Genomic DNA, 15834 nt, shown 5'->3' with positions numbered 1-15834 from the left:
ATGCTCCTGACAGCATGGGGGCATGGACACCCCCACCGCCGCTCCGTCTGTCGTCTCGCCTTCTGCAGACATCGCCGCCGAGGCACAGCAGGCGCTCGCTGCGCTCACCGGGCGCCCCGACGCGGTCTTCCACCCCGGCCAGCTCGAGGCGATCTCCGCCCTGGTCGAGCACCGACAGCGTGCCCTGGTCGTGCAGCGCACCGGGTGGGGCAAGTCCGCCGTGTACTTCCTCGCGACCCTCCTGCTCCGTCGCCGTGGTGGCGGCCCGACTGTCCTGGTCTCGCCGTTGCTGGCGCTGATGCGCGACCAGGTGGCAGCGGCTGCCCGCGCGGGGGTCCGTGCGGTGTCGATCAACTCCGCGAACGCGCACGAGTGGGGCGAGACCCAGGCAGCCCTTGCCCGCGACGAGGTCGACGTGCTCCTCGTCTCCCCCGAGCGCCTGAACAACCCGAAGTTCCGCGACGAGCAGATGCCGACCCTGATCGCCCGGATGGGCATGCTCGTGGTCGACGAAGCGCACTGCATCTCGGACTGGGGCCACGACTTCCGGCCGGACTACCGCCGCTTGGCCGAGCTCATCCGCTCGCTCCCCCACGGAGTCCCCGTCCTGGCGACGACCGCAACGGCGAACGAGCGCGTGGTCGAGGACGTCGCCGAGCAGCTGACCGCCGGCCCGGCCGACCCGGTCTTCACCATCCGTGGGTCGCTCGCCCGGGCCTCGCTGCGGCTCGGCGTGCTGACGCTTCCGGATGCCCGGCAGCGGCTCGGCTGGCTGCTCGCGCACCTCGGCGACCTGCCCGGCAGCGGCATCATCTACACGCTCACGGTCTCGGCGGCCGAGGACATCGCCCGACTGCTGCGCGACAACGGGTACGCCGTCCGTGCCTACACGGGGCGCACCGACACCGACGAGCGGGAGCAGCTCGAGCAGCAGCTCAAGGGCAACGAACTGAAGGCCCTGGTCGCCACGAGCGCGCTCGGCATGGGGTTCGACAAGCCGGACCTCGGGTTCGTCGTGCACGTCGGCGCTCCCTCGTCGCCCGTCGCCTACTACCAGCAGATCGGTCGTGCGGGTCGTGCCACCGACAACGCCGACGTGCTGCTGCTGCCCGGGCGTGAGGACCGCGAGATCTGGCAGTACTTCGCCAGCGCGTCGATGCCGACCGAGGCCCGCGCGTCGGCCGTGCTCGGCGCCCTGTCCACCGACACCGCGATGTCGACGGTCGCCCTCGAGGGCCTGGTCGACATCAAGCGCTCCACCCTCGAACTCCTGCTCAAGGTGCTCGACGTCGACGGGGCGGTCCGACGCGTCACCGGCGGCTGGGTCTCGACCGGACAGCCGTGGCAGTACGACGCCCCGCGGTACGAGCGGGTCGCTGCGGCACGCGCTGCCGAGGCCGCGTCGATGCTCGACTACGAGTCCACCTCGGCCTGCCGCATGCAGCTGCTGCAGCAGGACCTCGACGACCCCTCCGCAGAGCCGTGCGGCCGCTGCGACAACTGCGCCGGGGCGTGGTTCCCGACCTCGGTCTCCGACTCGGATTCGTCCGGTGCGGCTGCCGCGCTCGACAAGGTCGGCGTCGAGATCGCCCCGCGTGCCCAGTGGCCCTCGGGGATGTCGTCGCTCGGCGTCTCGGTGCGGGGCAAGATCGGCGCCGACGAGCTCGTGCAGCCCGGCCGCGCGGTGGCGCGTCTGACCGACCTCGGCTGGGGCGGACCGCTGCGTGCACTGTTCTCGCCGTCCACACCCGACGCCCCGATCTCGCGCGAGCTCGTCGACGGCTGTGTCCGGGCGCTCAAGGACTGGCCGTGGGAGACCCGGCCGACCGGCGTCGTGGCGATGTCCTCGCGGTCACGGCCGCAGCTCGTGGGGTCGCTCGCCCAGGCGCTGTCGACGATCGGGCGGCTGCAGTTCCTCGGCACGCTCGACCGGAACGGCGGCACACCCCGCGGCGACGGTGCGACGAACAGCGCTTACCGGTTGTCCGGCGTCTGGGACACGTTCCAGGTCGAGCCGGAACTCGCGGAAGCGCTGCAGTCGCACCGGGGCCCGGTGCTGCTCGTCGACGACCTGGTCGACAGCCGGTGGACGGTGACCGTCGCGGGCCGCGAGCTCCGGCGTGCCGGGGCCGCCGCCGTGCTGCCCTTCGCGCTGGCCACGGTCGCGTAGCCGCCGCGGGCGCTAACGGCGGGCGGGCTTGGGGAACGTGGCGCGCATGTGGTCGGTGGTGAGCACGTCGCCGATGCCGATCATGAGCAGTGAGAACACGATCTGCTCGATCACCATCCAGAACGGGTACAGCCCGGGGATGGCCGCGACGATGAGCGTCACGATCGGGAAGATCCGGCTGAACAACCGCACGCGCTGGTACGCCCAGTAGTACCCGAGCTGCGCCCGCCACGCGAACACGTAGAGCGTCAGGGTGATGAGCAGCACGACCGTGGCCCGGAACCACACCGCCCACGGCACGGTCTCCCCCGCACGCGTCAGCAGCACGGCGACGACGATGGCAGCGAGTCCGACGATCGTCTCGGCGACGAGCAGCCACCGGATCCAGCGGAACGACCGAACGGTGTCGGGGTGCTCGAGCATGTCCTGGCGGATGACGTACCCGCCCTGACGGCCTCCGGCCAACCGGTCGAGCCGGAGTCGACACCACGCGCGGTCGGCGAGACCACCGAGTCCGTCGTTGCGCTGCGTCACCAGTACATCGTGCCGCATCGAGCGACCGCCGACGTACCGCGCGGGTACCGACGCCGACCCCGAACGACGTCATCGAGGTCGCACGACGTCGACGATGTCGTTCCGGGTCGGCGTGGGACTGCCCAGTCGGCTCAGTCGCTCGGGACGAGCGCCGCGCCACCCAGCACCGTGCCGGTCGCCGCGTCGAGCAGGACGAGGGAACGGACCTCGTCGGGCAACGTCCACGGCTCGCCGAGCACGACGGTCAGCCCCTCTTCGAGACCGGCGGCCTGGAAGACGTCGAAGGACTCCCCCGCTGGCGTCCACGTCGGGTCCTCCCCACCCGTGACGGTCCCACCGGACAACACGATGTCGACCGGCCCCGTCGTCCCCGTCTCCAGGTGCGCGATCTCGACCGCCAGCGTGGCGTCGCCCGTGTTCCCGGCGATGTGGACGTGGCCCGAGGCAGCAGCGCCGTCGATGCCGACGATGTCCCCGGAGACCGGCGGAACCCGGCGCCACCACGGTTCGATCGGCGACGAGTCGACCGGTTGCACGGCCGGGGACTCCTCGGGCAGGGGTTCGCCCAGGCCGTTCGACGGCCGCAGCCCCTCCGCGGGGGACCGCGCGGGTTCGGGGACGGCTCGATCGGAGCGGGTGACGAGGTCGTCCTCGGCTGGGGCGTGCGAGACCGTCCAGAGCGACACCGAGCCGACGACGACCACGGCGACGAGGGCTCCCACCAGGGCGAGCCGACGTCGATCCGTTCCCCACCGCCCGATGCGCACGCTCCCATGGTGCCGCACCGACGCTGCGGACGCGATCCGGGCCTCCCGGCCGAACGCGAACGCGAACGCACAACGCACAACGCACAACGCGCCCCGTGCAGACGGGACGCGTTGTGCGTGGTGCAGCTGCGACTCAGCGCTTCCGGCGCTCGCGCACCCGCATGTTGACGTTGATCGGGGTGCCGGAGAAGCCCCAGACCTCGCGGAGTCGACGGGTGATGAACCGTCGGTACTGCGGGTCGAGGAACGCCGACGTGAAGAGCACGAACGTCGGCGGCTGGCTCGACGCCTGGGTCCCGAACAGGATGCGGGGCTGCTTGCCGCCGCGCACGGGGTGGGGGTGCTCCTGGACGAGCTCCGCGATGAAGGCGTTGACCTTGCCGGTGGGGATGCGGGTGTCCCACGACTCGAGGGCGGTCTCGAGCGCCGGCACGAGCTTCTCGAGGTGACGGCCGGTACGGGCGGAGATGTTCACGCGCGGGGCCCAGGCGACGTGCGCCAGGTCCTGCTCGATCTCGCGCTCGAGGTAGCGGCGACGTTCGTCGTCGAGCAGGTCCCACTTGTTGTAGGCCAGGACGAGCGCACGGCCCGACTCCAGCACGAGGTCGATGATGCGGAGGTCCTGCACGGACACCGGCTCGGTGACGTCGAGGACGACGACGGCGACCTCGGCCTTCTCGAGCGCGGCGGTCGTGCGGAGCGACGCGTAGAAGTCGGCGCCCTGCTGCATGTGGACGCGCTTCCGGATGCCGGCGGTGTCGACGAACCGCCACACCTTGCCGCCGAGCTCGATCTGCTCGTCCACCGGGTCGCGGGTGGTGCCGGCGATGTCGTTCACGACGACGCGCTCTTCACCGGCGGCCTTGTTGAGCAGCGAGCTCTTGCCGACGTTCGGGCGGCCGAGGATCGCGACGCGGCGGGGGCCGCCGACCTCCTGCTTGGCGACGGCCGAGGTGTCGGGCAGCGTCTTGATGATCAGGTCGAGCAGGTCCGCGACGCCACGGCCGTGCAGGGCCGACACCGGGTGCGGCTCGCCGAGCCCGAGGTTCCAGAGCTCGTAGGCGTCGAGTTCGCGGCGCTCGTCGTCGGCCTTGTTCGCGACGACGATGACGGGGCGGTCGGTGCCGCGGAGCATCTTGACGACGTGCTCGTCGGTGGCGGTGATGCCGACCGTGACGTCGACGACGAACAGGACGGCGTCGGCGAGGTCGATCGCGACCTCGGCCTGCGCGGCGACGGACGCGTTGATGCCCTCGGCGCCGGGCTCCCAGCCGCCGGTATCGACGAGCGTGAAGCGCTTGTCGTTCCAGTCGGCCTTGTAGCTGACGCGGTCACGCGTGACGCCTGGGACGTCCTGCACGACGGCCTCGCGACGACCGAGGATGCGGTTGACGAGCGCGGACTTGCCGACGTTCGGGCGGCCGACGATCGCGAGCACCGGGTAGGCGGGCAGGTAGTGGACGCCGTCCTCGCCGACCTGGCCGGCCTCGAGCAGGGCGAGGTCCTCGTCCTCGAGGTCGTACTCCTCGAGCCCGGCGCGGAGCGCGGTGGCGCGCTGCTCGGCCTCGGCCTCGTCGAGTCCGGCGAGCCGCTCGCCGAGGGCGTCGTCGTACTGGGGGAAGTCGTCGTTGTCCGGGTTGTCCAACTGAGCCATGGTGGGTTCCTCGCGAGCGGCCGGAGCCGCGGTGTCGGTGGCCGTTCCCGGCCGGGCCGGAGTTCCGGCCGTGGTGTGACCAGGCGGCCGAGGCCGTCCGGTCGTGCGTCAGTGCGTGGCCGCGCGGGCCAGGTCGACGACCGCCTGCACGGTCTGGTCGAAGTCGAGGTCGGTGGAGTCGAGCGTCGTGACGCCGTCCGCGGCGTTCATGAAGTCGACGACCTTCGCGTCCGCCGCGTCTCGGCGAGCGAGTGCGGCGGAGGTCTCTGCGGCCGACTGGGTCGTGACCTCCGCCGAGCGCCGGGCCATTCTAACCGACTCGTCGGCCGTCAGCAGGATCCGGACCTCGGCGTCGGGTGCGACCACCGTGGTGATGTCCCGCCCCTCGGTGATGATGCCCGGTGCGTCGGTCTTCCGCATCACGTTCCGGAACAGCTGCACGAGGCGGTGCCGGACGTCCGGGAGCTTGGCGATGTGGGCGACCGCGCCCGTCACGTCCGGGGTGCGGATCGCGTCGGTGACGTCGGTCTCCCCCACGCGCACGTAGTAGTCGTCGGGGTCGGTGCCGATCGCGTAGTCGAAGGTGTCCCAACTCGCCAGGATCGCCGCCGCGTCGTCGAGGTCGACCCGCTGCTGCAGGGCGTGCCAGGCGAGCGCACGGTAGGCGGCGCCGGTGTCCTGGTAGCCGTAGCCGAGGGCACGGGCGGCCGCGCGGGACACGCTCGACTTGCCGCTGCCCGCGGGGCCGTCGACCGCGATGACGATCTTCGCGACGTAGGCGCCGTCGGTGAGACCGGCCGGCACCGGGGCACTGGTCGAACCGGGCTCGCCGCCGGGTTCGCCGAGGCCGCCCGCCGGACCGCCGAGTGCGCCGCCGTCGCCGCTGCCGCTGAGCGGACCGCCGGCACCACCCTGGCCCGGGGTCGGCAGACCGGTGTCGGGCCCGTCCGGGCCGCCGGTCACACCGGATTCGTTCGTCGCTGCGTTCGTGTCGTCGTTCAGGCCCATGCTGCTGCGATCCTCCATCCGCGCCCCTCGAGTTCCTCGACGAGTCGCTGTTCCTGCTCGGGCAGCACCGACACCTCGACGATGCCGATCTGCGCGCCCGGTGAGTGCTCGAGGCGCATGTCCTCGAGGTTGATGCCGATCTCCCCGATGAACGTCAGGAGCGCGGCGATCTGCCCGGGGGTGTCGTCGACGAGGACGACCACCTGGGCGAAGCGCTTGGTGGTGCCGTGCTTGCCCGGCAGCCGTTCGACACCGCGGTTGCCGGCGGCGATCGTCTCGGCGATGGTGCGCGGCGATCCGGCGCCGTCCGGGTCGCCGAGGGCGTCGATCACGCGCGAGAGGTCGTCGCGCAGGTCGGTGAGCACCGGCCGGATGTGCCCGGCGTTCGCCCCGATGATCTGCACCCAGAGTCCGGGGTCGCTCGCGGCGATGCGCGTGACGTCGCGGACGCCGCCGCCGGCCAGGCCGAGCGAACCGTCCGGGGCGTCCCGCAGACGTGCGGCCATCAGGCTCGACACGAGCTGCGGCGCGTGCGAGACGTACGCCACGGCGAGGTCGTGCGACTCGGGGTCCATCGGCACCACGGTGGCCCCGACGTCGAGCGCGAGGTCCTCGACCACCGCGGCACGCTGGTACGTGATGCCGTCGTGCCCGGCGATCACCCACGGGCGTCCGACGAACAGGTCGGCGCGGGCGGCGGTCGGACCGCTGCGCTCGCGTCCGGCCATCGGGTGCGAGCCGATGTAGCGGGTGACGTCGGCTCCGGCGGCAGCCAGGGCGGTCAACGGACCGGACTTCACGCTGGCGACGTCGGTCACCACGGCGTCCGGGTAGGCGGCGAGCTCACGCTCCACCACGGTCGCGACGACGTCCGGCGGTACCGCGACGACGACGAGCTCCGGCTGGTCGCCGGCTGCCGGTCGACGCCCGGCGCCGTAGTCCACGGCGAGCGCCAACGCGGCCGGCGACACGTCGTCGAGGACCACGTCCACGCCCTTCTCGCGCAGGGCCAGCCCGATCGAGGCGCCCAGCAGCCCGGCACCGACGACCCGGACCGGGCCGCGCAGACGGCGGTCGATGTCGGTCGGGGTCACGTCGGTCACCGGGCAAGCCTACCGACCGAGCACGGTCAGTCCGCCGTCTCGTCGTCCCACTCGTCGTCCTCGCCCTGGTCGAGGGCGACGTCGCGGTCGTCACGAGCGGAGGGCTTGGCGTCACGGACCGTTCCGAGCAGCTTGCCGACCTCGACCGTGCCGAGCTCGCGCATCTTGCCCGGCGGCAGGCTGCCGAGGTGCAGCGGCCCGAACGAGCGACGGACGAGTTCGAGGACCGGGTGGTCGACGGCCTCGAGCATGCGTCGGACGATCCGGTTGCGGCCGGAGTGCAGCGTGATCTCGACGAGCGACTCACCCCGCGAGGACTCGAGCAACCGCACCTTGTCGGCCTTGATGGGACCGTCCTCGAGCTCGACGCCCTCGGTCAGACGCTGCACCACGGCGGGGTTCACGTTGCCGTGCACCTTCGCGATGTACGTCTTCTGCACCCCGAACGACGGGTGCGCCAGCACGTGCGCCAGGTCGCCGTCGTTCGTCAGGACGAGCAGCCCGGAGGTCTCGGTGTCCAGGCGGCCGACGTTGAACAGGCGCTCCTCGTAGCGGTCCACGAACTCGGTCAGGTCGCGGCGACCGCGCTCGTCCTGCAGGCTCGAGACGACACCGGTCGGCTTGTTCAGCACGATGTACCGCCGCGAGGAATCGATCTGCACCGGCACGCCGTCGACCGAGATCGCGTCGGTCGCGGGGTCGACACGACGCCCGAGGGCGTCCACGACCTGGCCGTTGACCGTCACGCGGCCCTCGACGATCAGGTTCTCCGCGACTCGGCGAGATGCCACGCCCGCAGCGGCGATCACCTTCTGCAGGCGCTCCCCCTCTGCCTGGAGGCCCGGCTCGGCCCCGGCAGGCGCCGTCCCGTCCGCCGCGTCCCAGTCCTCGATGATCGGCCGTTCGGGCGTGCCCTCCACCGGGATGCCGTTGCTGTCGCGCTCACCGCTCGGCTTCGGCGTGGTGCGGCCGTTGGCGGCGTTGCTGCTCTTGCCGGGGCGGTCGCTGTTGCGGACGCTCGTGGTGCCGCCGACGTAGCGACGACCGTTGTGCCACACGCGGCTCTGCTGGCCGTCGGGGCCGCGGCGGTCGTCACGATTGTCACGCGGGGCCGAGCGGCGGTCGTCGCGGTTGTCGCGAGGCGCGGCGTTGCGGTCGTCGCGGCCGCGGTAGCCGCCGCGGTCGTCGCGGTTGTCGCGCGGAGTTGAGCTGCGGTCGTCGCGGCCGCGGTACCCGCCACGGTCGTCGCGCGGCGCCGAGTTGCGGTCATCGCGACCCCGGTACCCACCACGGTCGTCGCGCGGAGCCGAACTCCGGTCGTCGCGGCCGCGGTAGCCGCCACGGTCATCGCGCGGAGCCGAACTGCGGTCATCGCGGCCGCGGTAGCCGCCACGGTCATCACGCGGAGCCGAGTTGCCCCGGTACCCACCACGGTCGTCGCGCGGAGCCGAACTGCGGTCATCGCGACCCCGGTACCCACCACGGTCATCACGCGGAGCCGAGTTGCGGTCATCGCGACCCCGATACCCGCCACGGTCATCACGCGGAGCCGAGTTGCCCCGGTACCCACCGCGGTCATCACGCGGAGCCGAGCTGCCCCGGTACCCACCACGGTCATCACGCGGCGGGGCGCTGCGGTCGTCGCGGCCACGGTAGCCACCGCGGTCATCACGCGGAGCCGAGTTGCCCCGGTAGCCACCACGGTCATCACGCGGCGGGGCGCTGCGGTCATCGCGACCCCGGTACCCACCACGGTCATCACGGGGCGGGGCGCTGCGGTCGTCGCGCCCGCGGTAGCCACCACGGTCATCACGCGGAGCCGAACTGCGGTCATCGCGACCCCGGTACCCACCACGGTCACCACCGCGGTCGTCGCGCGACGGGTACCCGCCACGATGGTCGTCGTCACGCGGCGGACGTGCGCCCCCGCGGTCGTCGCGCCCGTACCCGCCGGAGCGGCCACCGGCACTGGAGCCGGCCCCGCCGCGGCCGGGAGCCGAACGCCCGGGGCGATCCGGGCCTCCTGAGCGTCCGTTGCGGTCGTCTCGGTCTCGGGGCGCGCCGCGCCCCCGGTCGTCAAACCCGGCCATCGGGGATCCCTTCGTTCTGCCCGAAGCCGTCCGCACCGTCGTCCAGGAGGGGCGAGATGAGCGGCAGCTCGTCGAGCGAGTTGATGCCGAGCTGCTGCAGGAGCAGATCGGACGTGACGTAGTTGATGGCGCCGGTCTCGGAGTCGGTGAACGACTCCTCGATGAGACCGCGCGCGACCAGCGTTCGGACGACGCCGTCGACGTTGACGGCACGGATCGCCGCGATCTGGGATCGCGTGATCGGTTGCTTGTAGGCGACGACCGCCAGGGTCTCGAGCGCGGCCTGCGACAGACGCGAGGGGCGCTCGGCCTCGACGAACTGCTCGACGACGGCGTCCAGGTCCTGGCGGACGTAGAAACGCCAGCCGCCGCCGACCTCGCGGAGTTCGAACCCGCGTCGGATCGTGCCGTCGACACCGTCGAAGTCCGCGACGAGGCGCTCGATCGCCTGGCGGACGGCGGGCACCGGGGCGTCCACGGCGGCGCCGAGTGCGACGAGCGACTGGGGCTCGTCGGCGATCATCAGGATCGCCTCGAGTTGGCGGTCGAGCGGGATCGCCTGGTGCGCCTGCGGGGCGCGGTCGTGCTCGGCGCGCTCGTGGATCGCGTGCTCGATCGCGCGGGCATCGGCCATCTCGTCGGCGCCGCCGGGCTCGGCGCTGGACGCGTCGTGTGCGTCATCCGTCATAGTCGGCTCCCAGGTTGGCGAGGCTCTCGTCGGACCAGTCCTCGGCGGTCCATCGGAGCGTGAGTTCCCCGAGCGGCTCGAGTTGTTCGAACGAGATCGATGCGTTCCGGTACAGCTCCAGGATCGCGAGGAAGCGAGCCACCACGATACCCGTCTGGTCGACGCCCGCGACCAGTTCGCGGAACGAGACGCCCTCGCCGTCGCGTGTCCGCAGGATCGAGACGACGATCGCGGCCTGCTCGCGGATGCTGATGAGCGGCGCGTGCAGGTGGTCGAGACCGACCGTCGGGATCTCCCGCGGGGCGAACGCCAGCGCCGCCAGCGCAGCGAAGTCCTGCACCGACAGCGTCCACACGAGCTCGGGCGTGCGCGCGCGGAACCGCTCCTCGAGCCGGACGCTGCGGACGTGCCGACGCGACTCCACGCCCCAGCGTTCGCCGAACCAGTCGGCGGCCTGCTTGAACGCCCGGTACTGCAGCAGCCGCGCGAACAGCAGGTCGCGGGCCTCGAGCAGGGCGACGTCCTCGGCGTCCACGAGCTCACCCTGCGGCAGCAGCCCGACGATCTTCAGGTCGAGCAGGGTCGCGGCGACGACCAGGAACTCGCTGGCCTCGTCGAGCTCGTCCGCCGACTCGGCCTGGCGCACGTACTGGATGAACTCCCCCGTGACCGCGCCGAGCGAGACCTCGGTGATGTCGAGCTCGTGCTTCGTGATGAGCGACAGCAGGAGGTCGAACGGGCCGTCGAAGTTGGCGAGTCGGACCCGGAACCCCGGCTCAGGCGACGGCGCCACGCTGGACGAGCTCTCGTGCGAGCTGCCGGTAGGCGTGGGCGGCGGCGTGGTCGGGCGCCGTCTGGGTGATCGGCCGCGCGGAGACCGTGGCGTCGGGGAACTTCACGGTGCGTCCGATGACGGTGTCGAGGACCCGGTCGTCGAAGGTGTCGACGACGCGCTCCATGACCTCGCGCGAGTGCAGGGTGCGGGAGTCGTACATGGTGGGCAGGATGCCGTCGAGCGTCAGTGCCGGGTTGAGACGGTCGCGCACCTTGTCGATCGTCTCGATGAGCAGGGCGACACCGCGCAGGGCGAAGAACTCGCACTCGAGCGGGATGAGCACGCCGTGCGCCGCGGTCAGGGCGTTGACGGTGAGCAGACCGAGCGACGGCTGGCAGTCGACCAGGATCACGTCGTAGTCGTTCGCGACCTTGCGCAGCACGCTCGCCAGGATCTGCTCGCGGGCGACCTCGTTGACCAGGTGCACCTCGGCCGCGGACAGGTCGATGTTCGCGGGGATCACGTCGAGCCCCGGGGTGTTCGTCGGCTGGATGACCTGGATCGGGTCCTTCACGGCGCCCATGAGCAGGTCGTAGACGGTGTGGATGTCGTGCGTGCGGACACCGAGACCCGCCGAGAGCGCACCCTGCGGGTCGAAGTCGACGGCCAAGACCTTGCGGCCGTACTCCGCCAACGCTGCACCGAGGTTGATCGCCGTCGTGGTCTTGCCGACGCCGCCCTTCTGGTTGCAGAGGGCGATGATGCGCGCGGGGCCGGTGCTGTCGAGTTCCTCGGGCACGGGGAACTCCCGGACAGGACGACCCGTCGGACCGATGGAGGTCGCGCCGGTGGGGTTGGTCGTCGGGTTCGTGCTCACCCGGCCATCGTACCGGCGACGCCGCCCGGGCCGAGGCCGCACCGCCGCGCGCGGCTCAGGCGGCGCGGAGGGCCACGCGCATGCTGTCGACGCGTTCGGCGATGACCGGGTCCGTCGACCACCGCTGCTGCAGCCGGCCGACGAGGTCGCCGACCTGCTCGCGGTCGAGCCCCGGGTGCAGCGCCAGCCCGACGGTCAGCTCCGGCCCGGCGAAGCGTCCGACCGGGTCCCCGGGGGTCAGTTCGACGCGGGCGACGCTGCGCTCCCCCACGACCGAGTCCGCGAACGCCTGAGCGACCTCGGGGTCCTCGAAGCACGGCGTCCACGGCAGGTCCTGGCCGAGCGCCCAGACCGCGGGACGGCGCAGCACGAACTCGGTGTCGGACTTCGGGTCGAGCACGACGAGCTGGGTCTCCTCGCTCGCCGCGGCCATCGCCACCCGGCGTGATTCGACGGGTACGGGCCGGGCGTCGGCGTCCCACACGTGCATCGCGTCGACCGAGGTGAACGCGGGCATCACGCTCCGCCCGTCCGGCCCTGCGACCGTCACGATGGAGAGTTCCTGGGTCTTGTCCACCACCTTGCCGGCGTCGGTCTCGCCGAGGTCACCGGCCTCGGCGATCAGCGGGATGAGCAGTCGGGCGGTGCGCAGCGCCTCGATGACCGCCGCCTGCGAGGCACCGGCGGCCAGGCCCGTGATCGCAGCGGTCACCGCAGGGTCGGCCAGACCGTCGTCGTCGGCGAAGGCGGTGTCGTGGTGGTCGAACGTGCGGCCCTCCCACGCGAAGCCGGCCGAGTCCGCCGCGCCACCCGGGGTGTGCGCGTCGTCGACGCCGTGCGCGCCGTCCGACCCGGCGCCGGGCTCGACGTCCGGCCCGGTTCCGCGCCCGTTGGAGATCCCCGCCACGCCGCTACTCCGAGGCGATGTCGAGCGCGGCCGGCAGCGTGAACGCCCCGGAGTACAGCGCCTTGCCGATGATCGCGCCCTCGAGCCCGAACGGCACGAGCTCGCGGAGTGCCCGCAGGTCGTCGAGTGTCGAGATCCCACCCGAGGCGACCACGGGCTGGTCGGTCCGGTCGCACACCTGGCGCAGCAGCTCGACGTTCGGGCCCTGCAGCGTGCCGTCCTTCGTCACGTCGGTGACGACGTAGCGTGCGCACCCCGCGGCCTCGAGGCGGTCCAGGACCTCCCACAGGTCGCCGGCGTCCTCGGTCCAGCCGCGGCTGGCGAGGGTCGTGCCCCGGACGTCGAGCCCGACCGCGATCTGCTCGCCGTACTCGCCGATCACCCGAGCGGCCCAGCCAGGGTTCTCGAGGGCCGCCGTGCCGAGGTTGACGCGCGCGGCACCGGTCGCGAGGGCCGCCTCGAGCGAGGCATCGTCGCGGATGCCGCCCGACAGCTCGACGGACACGCCCTCGACCTCGCGGATCGCGTGCGCGATGACCGTGCGGTTGTCGCCCCGCCCGAAGGCCGCGTCGAGGTCCACCAGGTGGATCCACTCCGCGCCCTGGTCGCGCCAGGTGCGTGCGGCGGAGACGGGGTCGCCGTAGCCGGTCTCGCTGCCCGCCTCACCCTGGGTCAGCCGGACCGCCTGGCCGTCGACGACGTCGACGGCCGGCAGCAGGACGAGGGGCGAGGTGTCGGTGAGGTCGGTCATGGTCCTGTCGGTTTCGTCGCGGTGGAGAAGGTGCGGTGTTCGGACTGGAGGCCCGTGGCGCGTCCGGCGGCGCCGTCGCGCCCGTCGCGGGCCGGGTTCAGAGCGAGCGCACCCAGTTGGTCAGCAGGCGGATGCCCGGCTCGCCGGACTTCTCGGGGTGGAACTGGGTCGCCGTGAGCGGCCCGTTCTCGACCGCGGCGATGAACCGCTGCCCGTGCTCGGCCCAGGTCAGGCCGGGAGCACGGAACGGCCCGTAGGCGTCGAGCGGGAAGTCGGTCACCCCGTACGAGTGCACGAAGTAGAACCGCTCGTCGTGCAGCCCGTCGAACAGCACGGAGTCCTCCGGCGCCTGGACGGTGTTCCAGCCCATGTGCGGCAGGACCTCGGCTTCGAGCTGCTCGACGGTGCCGGGCCACTGCCCGAGCCCCTCGACGTCGGCACCGCGCTCGATGCCCCGCGAGAACAGCACCTGCATGCCGACGCAGATGCCGAGGACGGGACGGCCGCCGGCCAGACGGTGGTCGACGATCTCGCCACCCTGGACGCCTTCGAGCTGGTCGATGACCGCGGCGAACGCCCCGACCCCGGGCACGAGCAGCCCGTCGGCTCGGAGCGCCGCCTGCTTGTCCGAGGTCAGCGTGACGTCGGCACCGGCCCGCTCGAGCGCCTTCGCCGCGGAGTGGACGTTCCCCGACCCGTAGTCGAGGACGACGACGTTCGGCTTCGCGGTCACAGTGCGCCCTTCGTGGAGGGGATGCCGTCGACGCGCGGGTCGAGTTCGACCGCCTTGCGCATCGCTCGCGCGAACGCTTTGAACTCGGCTTCGGCGATGTGGTGCGGGTCCCGACCCCCGAGCACACGGACGTGCACGGTGATGCCGGCGTTGAACGTGATCGCCTCGAACACGTGGCGGATCATCGACCCGGTGAAGTGCCCGCCGATGCGGTGGAACTCGAACCCGGCCGGCTCGCCGGAGTGCACGAGGAAGGGGCGCCCGGAGACGTCCACGACCGCCTGGGCGAGCGCTTCGTCGAGGGGCACGAGGGCGTCGCCGTACCGGCCGATGCCGGAGCGGTCGCCGAGTGCCTGCTTGAGGGCCTGGCCGAGCACGATGCCGGTGTCCTCGACCGTGTGGTGCACGTCGATGTCGGTGTCACCCGTCGAACGCACGCGGAGGTCGATGAGCGAGTGCTTGCTGAACGCCGTCAGCATGTGGTCGAAGAACGGCACGCTCGTCGAGATGTCGGACGAGCCGGTGCCGTCGAGGTCGAGCTCGAGTTCGACGCTCGATTCGCTCGTACTGCGGCTGATCGAGGCGGTGCGGGCGGTCATGCCCCAACCCTAACCGGCGGCTGCTCGGCGGCGACCTGACGCATGGCGTCGAGGAACGCGGTGGTCTCCTCTTGCGTTCCGGCGCTCACCCGCAGGTGGTGCGGGATGCCGAGGTCGCGCACGATGACGTCCCGCTCGAGCAGGGACTCGAACGCGGCGTGCGGGTCGGCGACCCCACCGAACAGGACGAAGTTCGACCACGTCTCGTACGTCCGGTAGCCCATGGCCTGCAGCTCCGTCACCATCCGGTCGCGCTGCTGCTTGATGTCGTCGACCATCGCGAGCATCTCGGGCGCGTGGCGCAGCGCCGCGACGGCTGCAGCCTGCGTCAGGACGGAGAGGTGGTACGGCAGCCGGACGAGCCGGAGGGCGTCGATCACGGCGGGGTGCGCGGCCATGTAGCCGACACGGGCCCCGGCGAAGGCGAACGCCTTGCTCATGGTGCGTGAGACGACGAGACGCTCACGGCCCGGCAGCAGCGTGAGCGCGCTCGGGGCGTCGGACGGCATGAACTCGGCGTAGGCCTCGTCCACCATCACGATGCCGTCGGTCGCGGAGTACGCGGCCTCGATCGTCTCGATCGGCAGCGGCGTGCCCGTGGGGTTGTTCGGCCCGCACAGGAACACGATGTCCGGCCGGTGCTGCTCGATCGCCGCCACCACGGTCTCCGGCGAGATGCGGTACTCGTCGTCGCGCTCCGCCGGGATCCAGGCGGTGCCGGTGCCGGACGCCAGGATGGAGTGCATCGAGTACGTGGGCGGGAACCCGAGGACCGTCCGACCCGGGCCGCCGAACGCCTGCAGCAGCTGCTGGAGGACCTCGTTCGACCCGTTCGCTGCCCACAGCTGTTCTGCCGACAGGCCGTGCCCGAGGTAGCGAGCCAGTGACTCGCGGAGCTCGGTGAACTCGCGGTCCGGGTAACGATTGACCGTTGCCAGCGCCTGTCGGATCGAGGCGACGATGTCGTCAGCCACGTCGTCCGGCACCGGATGCGTGTTCTCGTTGACGTTCAGCTGGACGCGGACGTGCTTCTGCGGAGCGCCGTACGGGCTCTGACCGCGGAGGTCGTCTCGGATCGGGAGGTCTTCGAGCGTGAATGCCACCGATCCATCGTAGGCCGCTGAGCGCGACCCGCGACCAGCCGTCTGGACGGGACTGCCCACCACGACGGGCGGCGA

Annotated in this window: 15 protein-coding genes; 1 reads left to right on the top strand and 14 read right to left on the bottom strand. The window is 72.0% G+C overall.

Annotated elements, in window-relative coordinates:
• The first annotated feature begins 22 nt into the window (after positions 1-22).
• On the top strand, positions 23-2170 hold the full coding sequence (locus tag ACGH48_RS06890) for a RecQ family ATP-dependent DNA helicase (protein WP_396290725.1): 2148 nt from the start codon (positions 23-25) through the stop codon (positions 2168-2170).
• Positions 2171-2182: 12 nt separating this feature from the next.
• On the opposite strand, the gene ACGH48_RS06885 is transcribed toward ACGH48_RS06890, so the two are convergent.
• The 14 genes from ACGH48_RS06885 to ACGH48_RS06820 form a co-directional block, all read right to left on the bottom strand.
• Complete coding sequence (locus ACGH48_RS06885; RefSeq protein WP_123313552.1) at positions 2183-2704, bottom strand: hypothetical protein; 522 nt, start codon at positions 2702-2704, stop codon at positions 2183-2185.
• Positions 2705-2835: 131 nt separating this feature from the next.
• Positions 2836-3471: a hypothetical protein gene (locus tag ACGH48_RS06880; RefSeq protein WP_396290724.1), complete on the bottom strand. Its 636-nt coding sequence runs from the start codon at positions 3469-3471 to the stop codon at positions 2836-2838.
• 133 nt (positions 3472-3604) lie between these two features.
• Complete coding sequence (gene der / locus ACGH48_RS06875; protein WP_027464783.1) at positions 3605-5125, bottom strand: ribosome biogenesis GTPase Der; 1521 nt, start codon at positions 5123-5125, stop codon at positions 3605-3607.
• A 108-nt stretch (positions 5126-5233) separates the two neighbouring features.
• Complete coding sequence (gene cmk, locus ACGH48_RS06870; RefSeq protein WP_173169681.1) at positions 5234-5929, bottom strand: (d)CMP kinase; 696 nt, start codon at positions 5927-5929, stop codon at positions 5234-5236.
• A gap of 194 nt (positions 5930-6123) precedes the next feature.
• Positions 6124-7236 (bottom strand): prephenate dehydrogenase, encoded by a 1113-nt coding sequence (locus ACGH48_RS06865; protein ID WP_396290723.1) that lies wholly within the window; start codon positions 7234-7236, stop codon positions 6124-6126.
• 26 nt (positions 7237-7262) lie between these two features.
• Positions 7263-8054 (bottom strand): pseudouridine synthase, encoded by a 792-nt coding sequence (locus ACGH48_RS06860; protein WP_228510267.1) that lies wholly within the window; start codon positions 8052-8054, stop codon positions 7263-7265.
• Between the two features lie 1258 nt (positions 8055-9312).
• Positions 9313-10014: an SMC-Scp complex subunit ScpB gene (scpB, locus tag ACGH48_RS06855; protein WP_396290722.1), complete on the bottom strand. Its 702-nt coding sequence runs from the start codon at positions 10012-10014 to the stop codon at positions 9313-9315.
• Positions 10004-10807: a ScpA family protein gene (locus ACGH48_RS06850; protein ID WP_123313547.1), complete on the bottom strand. Its 804-nt coding sequence runs from the start codon at positions 10805-10807 to the stop codon at positions 10004-10006. The genes scpB and ACGH48_RS06850 overlap by 11 nt, the downstream gene beginning before the upstream one ends.
• A complete protein-coding gene (locus ACGH48_RS06845) occupies positions 10791-11666 on the bottom strand; it encodes a ParA family protein (RefSeq protein WP_111084609.1) in 876 nt (291 codons plus the stop codon). The genes ACGH48_RS06850 and ACGH48_RS06845 overlap by 17 nt, the downstream gene beginning before the upstream one ends.
• A gap of 55 nt (positions 11667-11721) precedes the next feature.
• Positions 11722-12573 carry an SseB family protein gene (locus tag ACGH48_RS06840; protein WP_396290721.1) on the bottom strand — a complete coding sequence of 284 codons (852 nt, stop codon included), beginning with the start codon at positions 12571-12573 and terminating at the stop codon, positions 11722-11724.
• 4 nt (positions 12574-12577) lie between these two features.
• Positions 12578-13324, bottom strand: coding sequence for a bifunctional 1-(5-phosphoribosyl)-5-((5-phosphoribosylamino)methylideneamino)imidazole-4-carboxamide isomerase/phosphoribosylanthranilate isomerase PriA (priA, locus tag ACGH48_RS06835; protein WP_396290720.1), 747 nt, complete (start codon positions 13322-13324; stop codon positions 12578-12580).
• 97 nt (positions 13325-13421) lie between these two features.
• Entirely contained in the window at positions 13422-14057 is a 636-nt protein-coding gene (hisH, locus tag ACGH48_RS06830) for an imidazole glycerol phosphate synthase subunit HisH (RefSeq protein ID WP_123313544.1), read from the bottom strand.
• Positions 14054-14656, bottom strand: coding sequence for an imidazoleglycerol-phosphate dehydratase HisB (gene hisB, locus ACGH48_RS06825; RefSeq protein WP_340196216.1), 603 nt, complete (start codon positions 14654-14656; stop codon positions 14054-14056). The genes hisH and hisB overlap by 4 nt, the downstream gene beginning before the upstream one ends.
• Positions 14653-15759, bottom strand: coding sequence for a histidinol-phosphate transaminase (locus ACGH48_RS06820; RefSeq protein ID WP_396290719.1), 1107 nt, complete (start codon positions 15757-15759; stop codon positions 14653-14655). The genes hisB and ACGH48_RS06820 overlap by 4 nt, the downstream gene beginning before the upstream one ends.
• Positions 15760-15834 lie beyond the last annotated feature (75 nt).

This window comes from Curtobacterium pomorum (assembly GCF_044497295.1).
In the GTDB taxonomy this organism is placed as follows: domain Bacteria; phylum Actinomycetota; class Actinomycetes; order Actinomycetales; family Microbacteriaceae; genus Curtobacterium.
This window is presented reverse-complemented; position numbering and strand designations above follow the sequence as displayed.

Excerpts from the sequence above, each read along its gene's own strand:
- ACGH48_RS06890 (WP_396290725.1), top strand. The coding sequence starts at position 23 with ATGGACACCCCCACCGCCGCTCCGTCTGTCGTCTCGCCTTCTGCAGAC.
- scpB (WP_396290722.1), bottom strand. The coding sequence starts at position 10,014 with ATGACGGATGACGCACACGACGCGTCCAGCGCCGAGCCCGGCGGCGCC.
- priA (WP_396290720.1), bottom strand. The coding sequence starts at position 13,324 with ATGACCGACCTCACCGACACCTCGCCCCTCGTCCTGCTGCCGGCCGTC.
- hisB (WP_340196216.1), bottom strand. The coding sequence starts at position 14,656 with ATGACCGCCCGCACCGCCTCGATCAGCCGCAGTACGAGCGAATCGAGC.
- der (WP_027464783.1), bottom strand. The coding sequence starts at position 5,125 with ATGGCTCAGTTGGACAACCCGGACAACGACGACTTCCCCCAGTACGAC.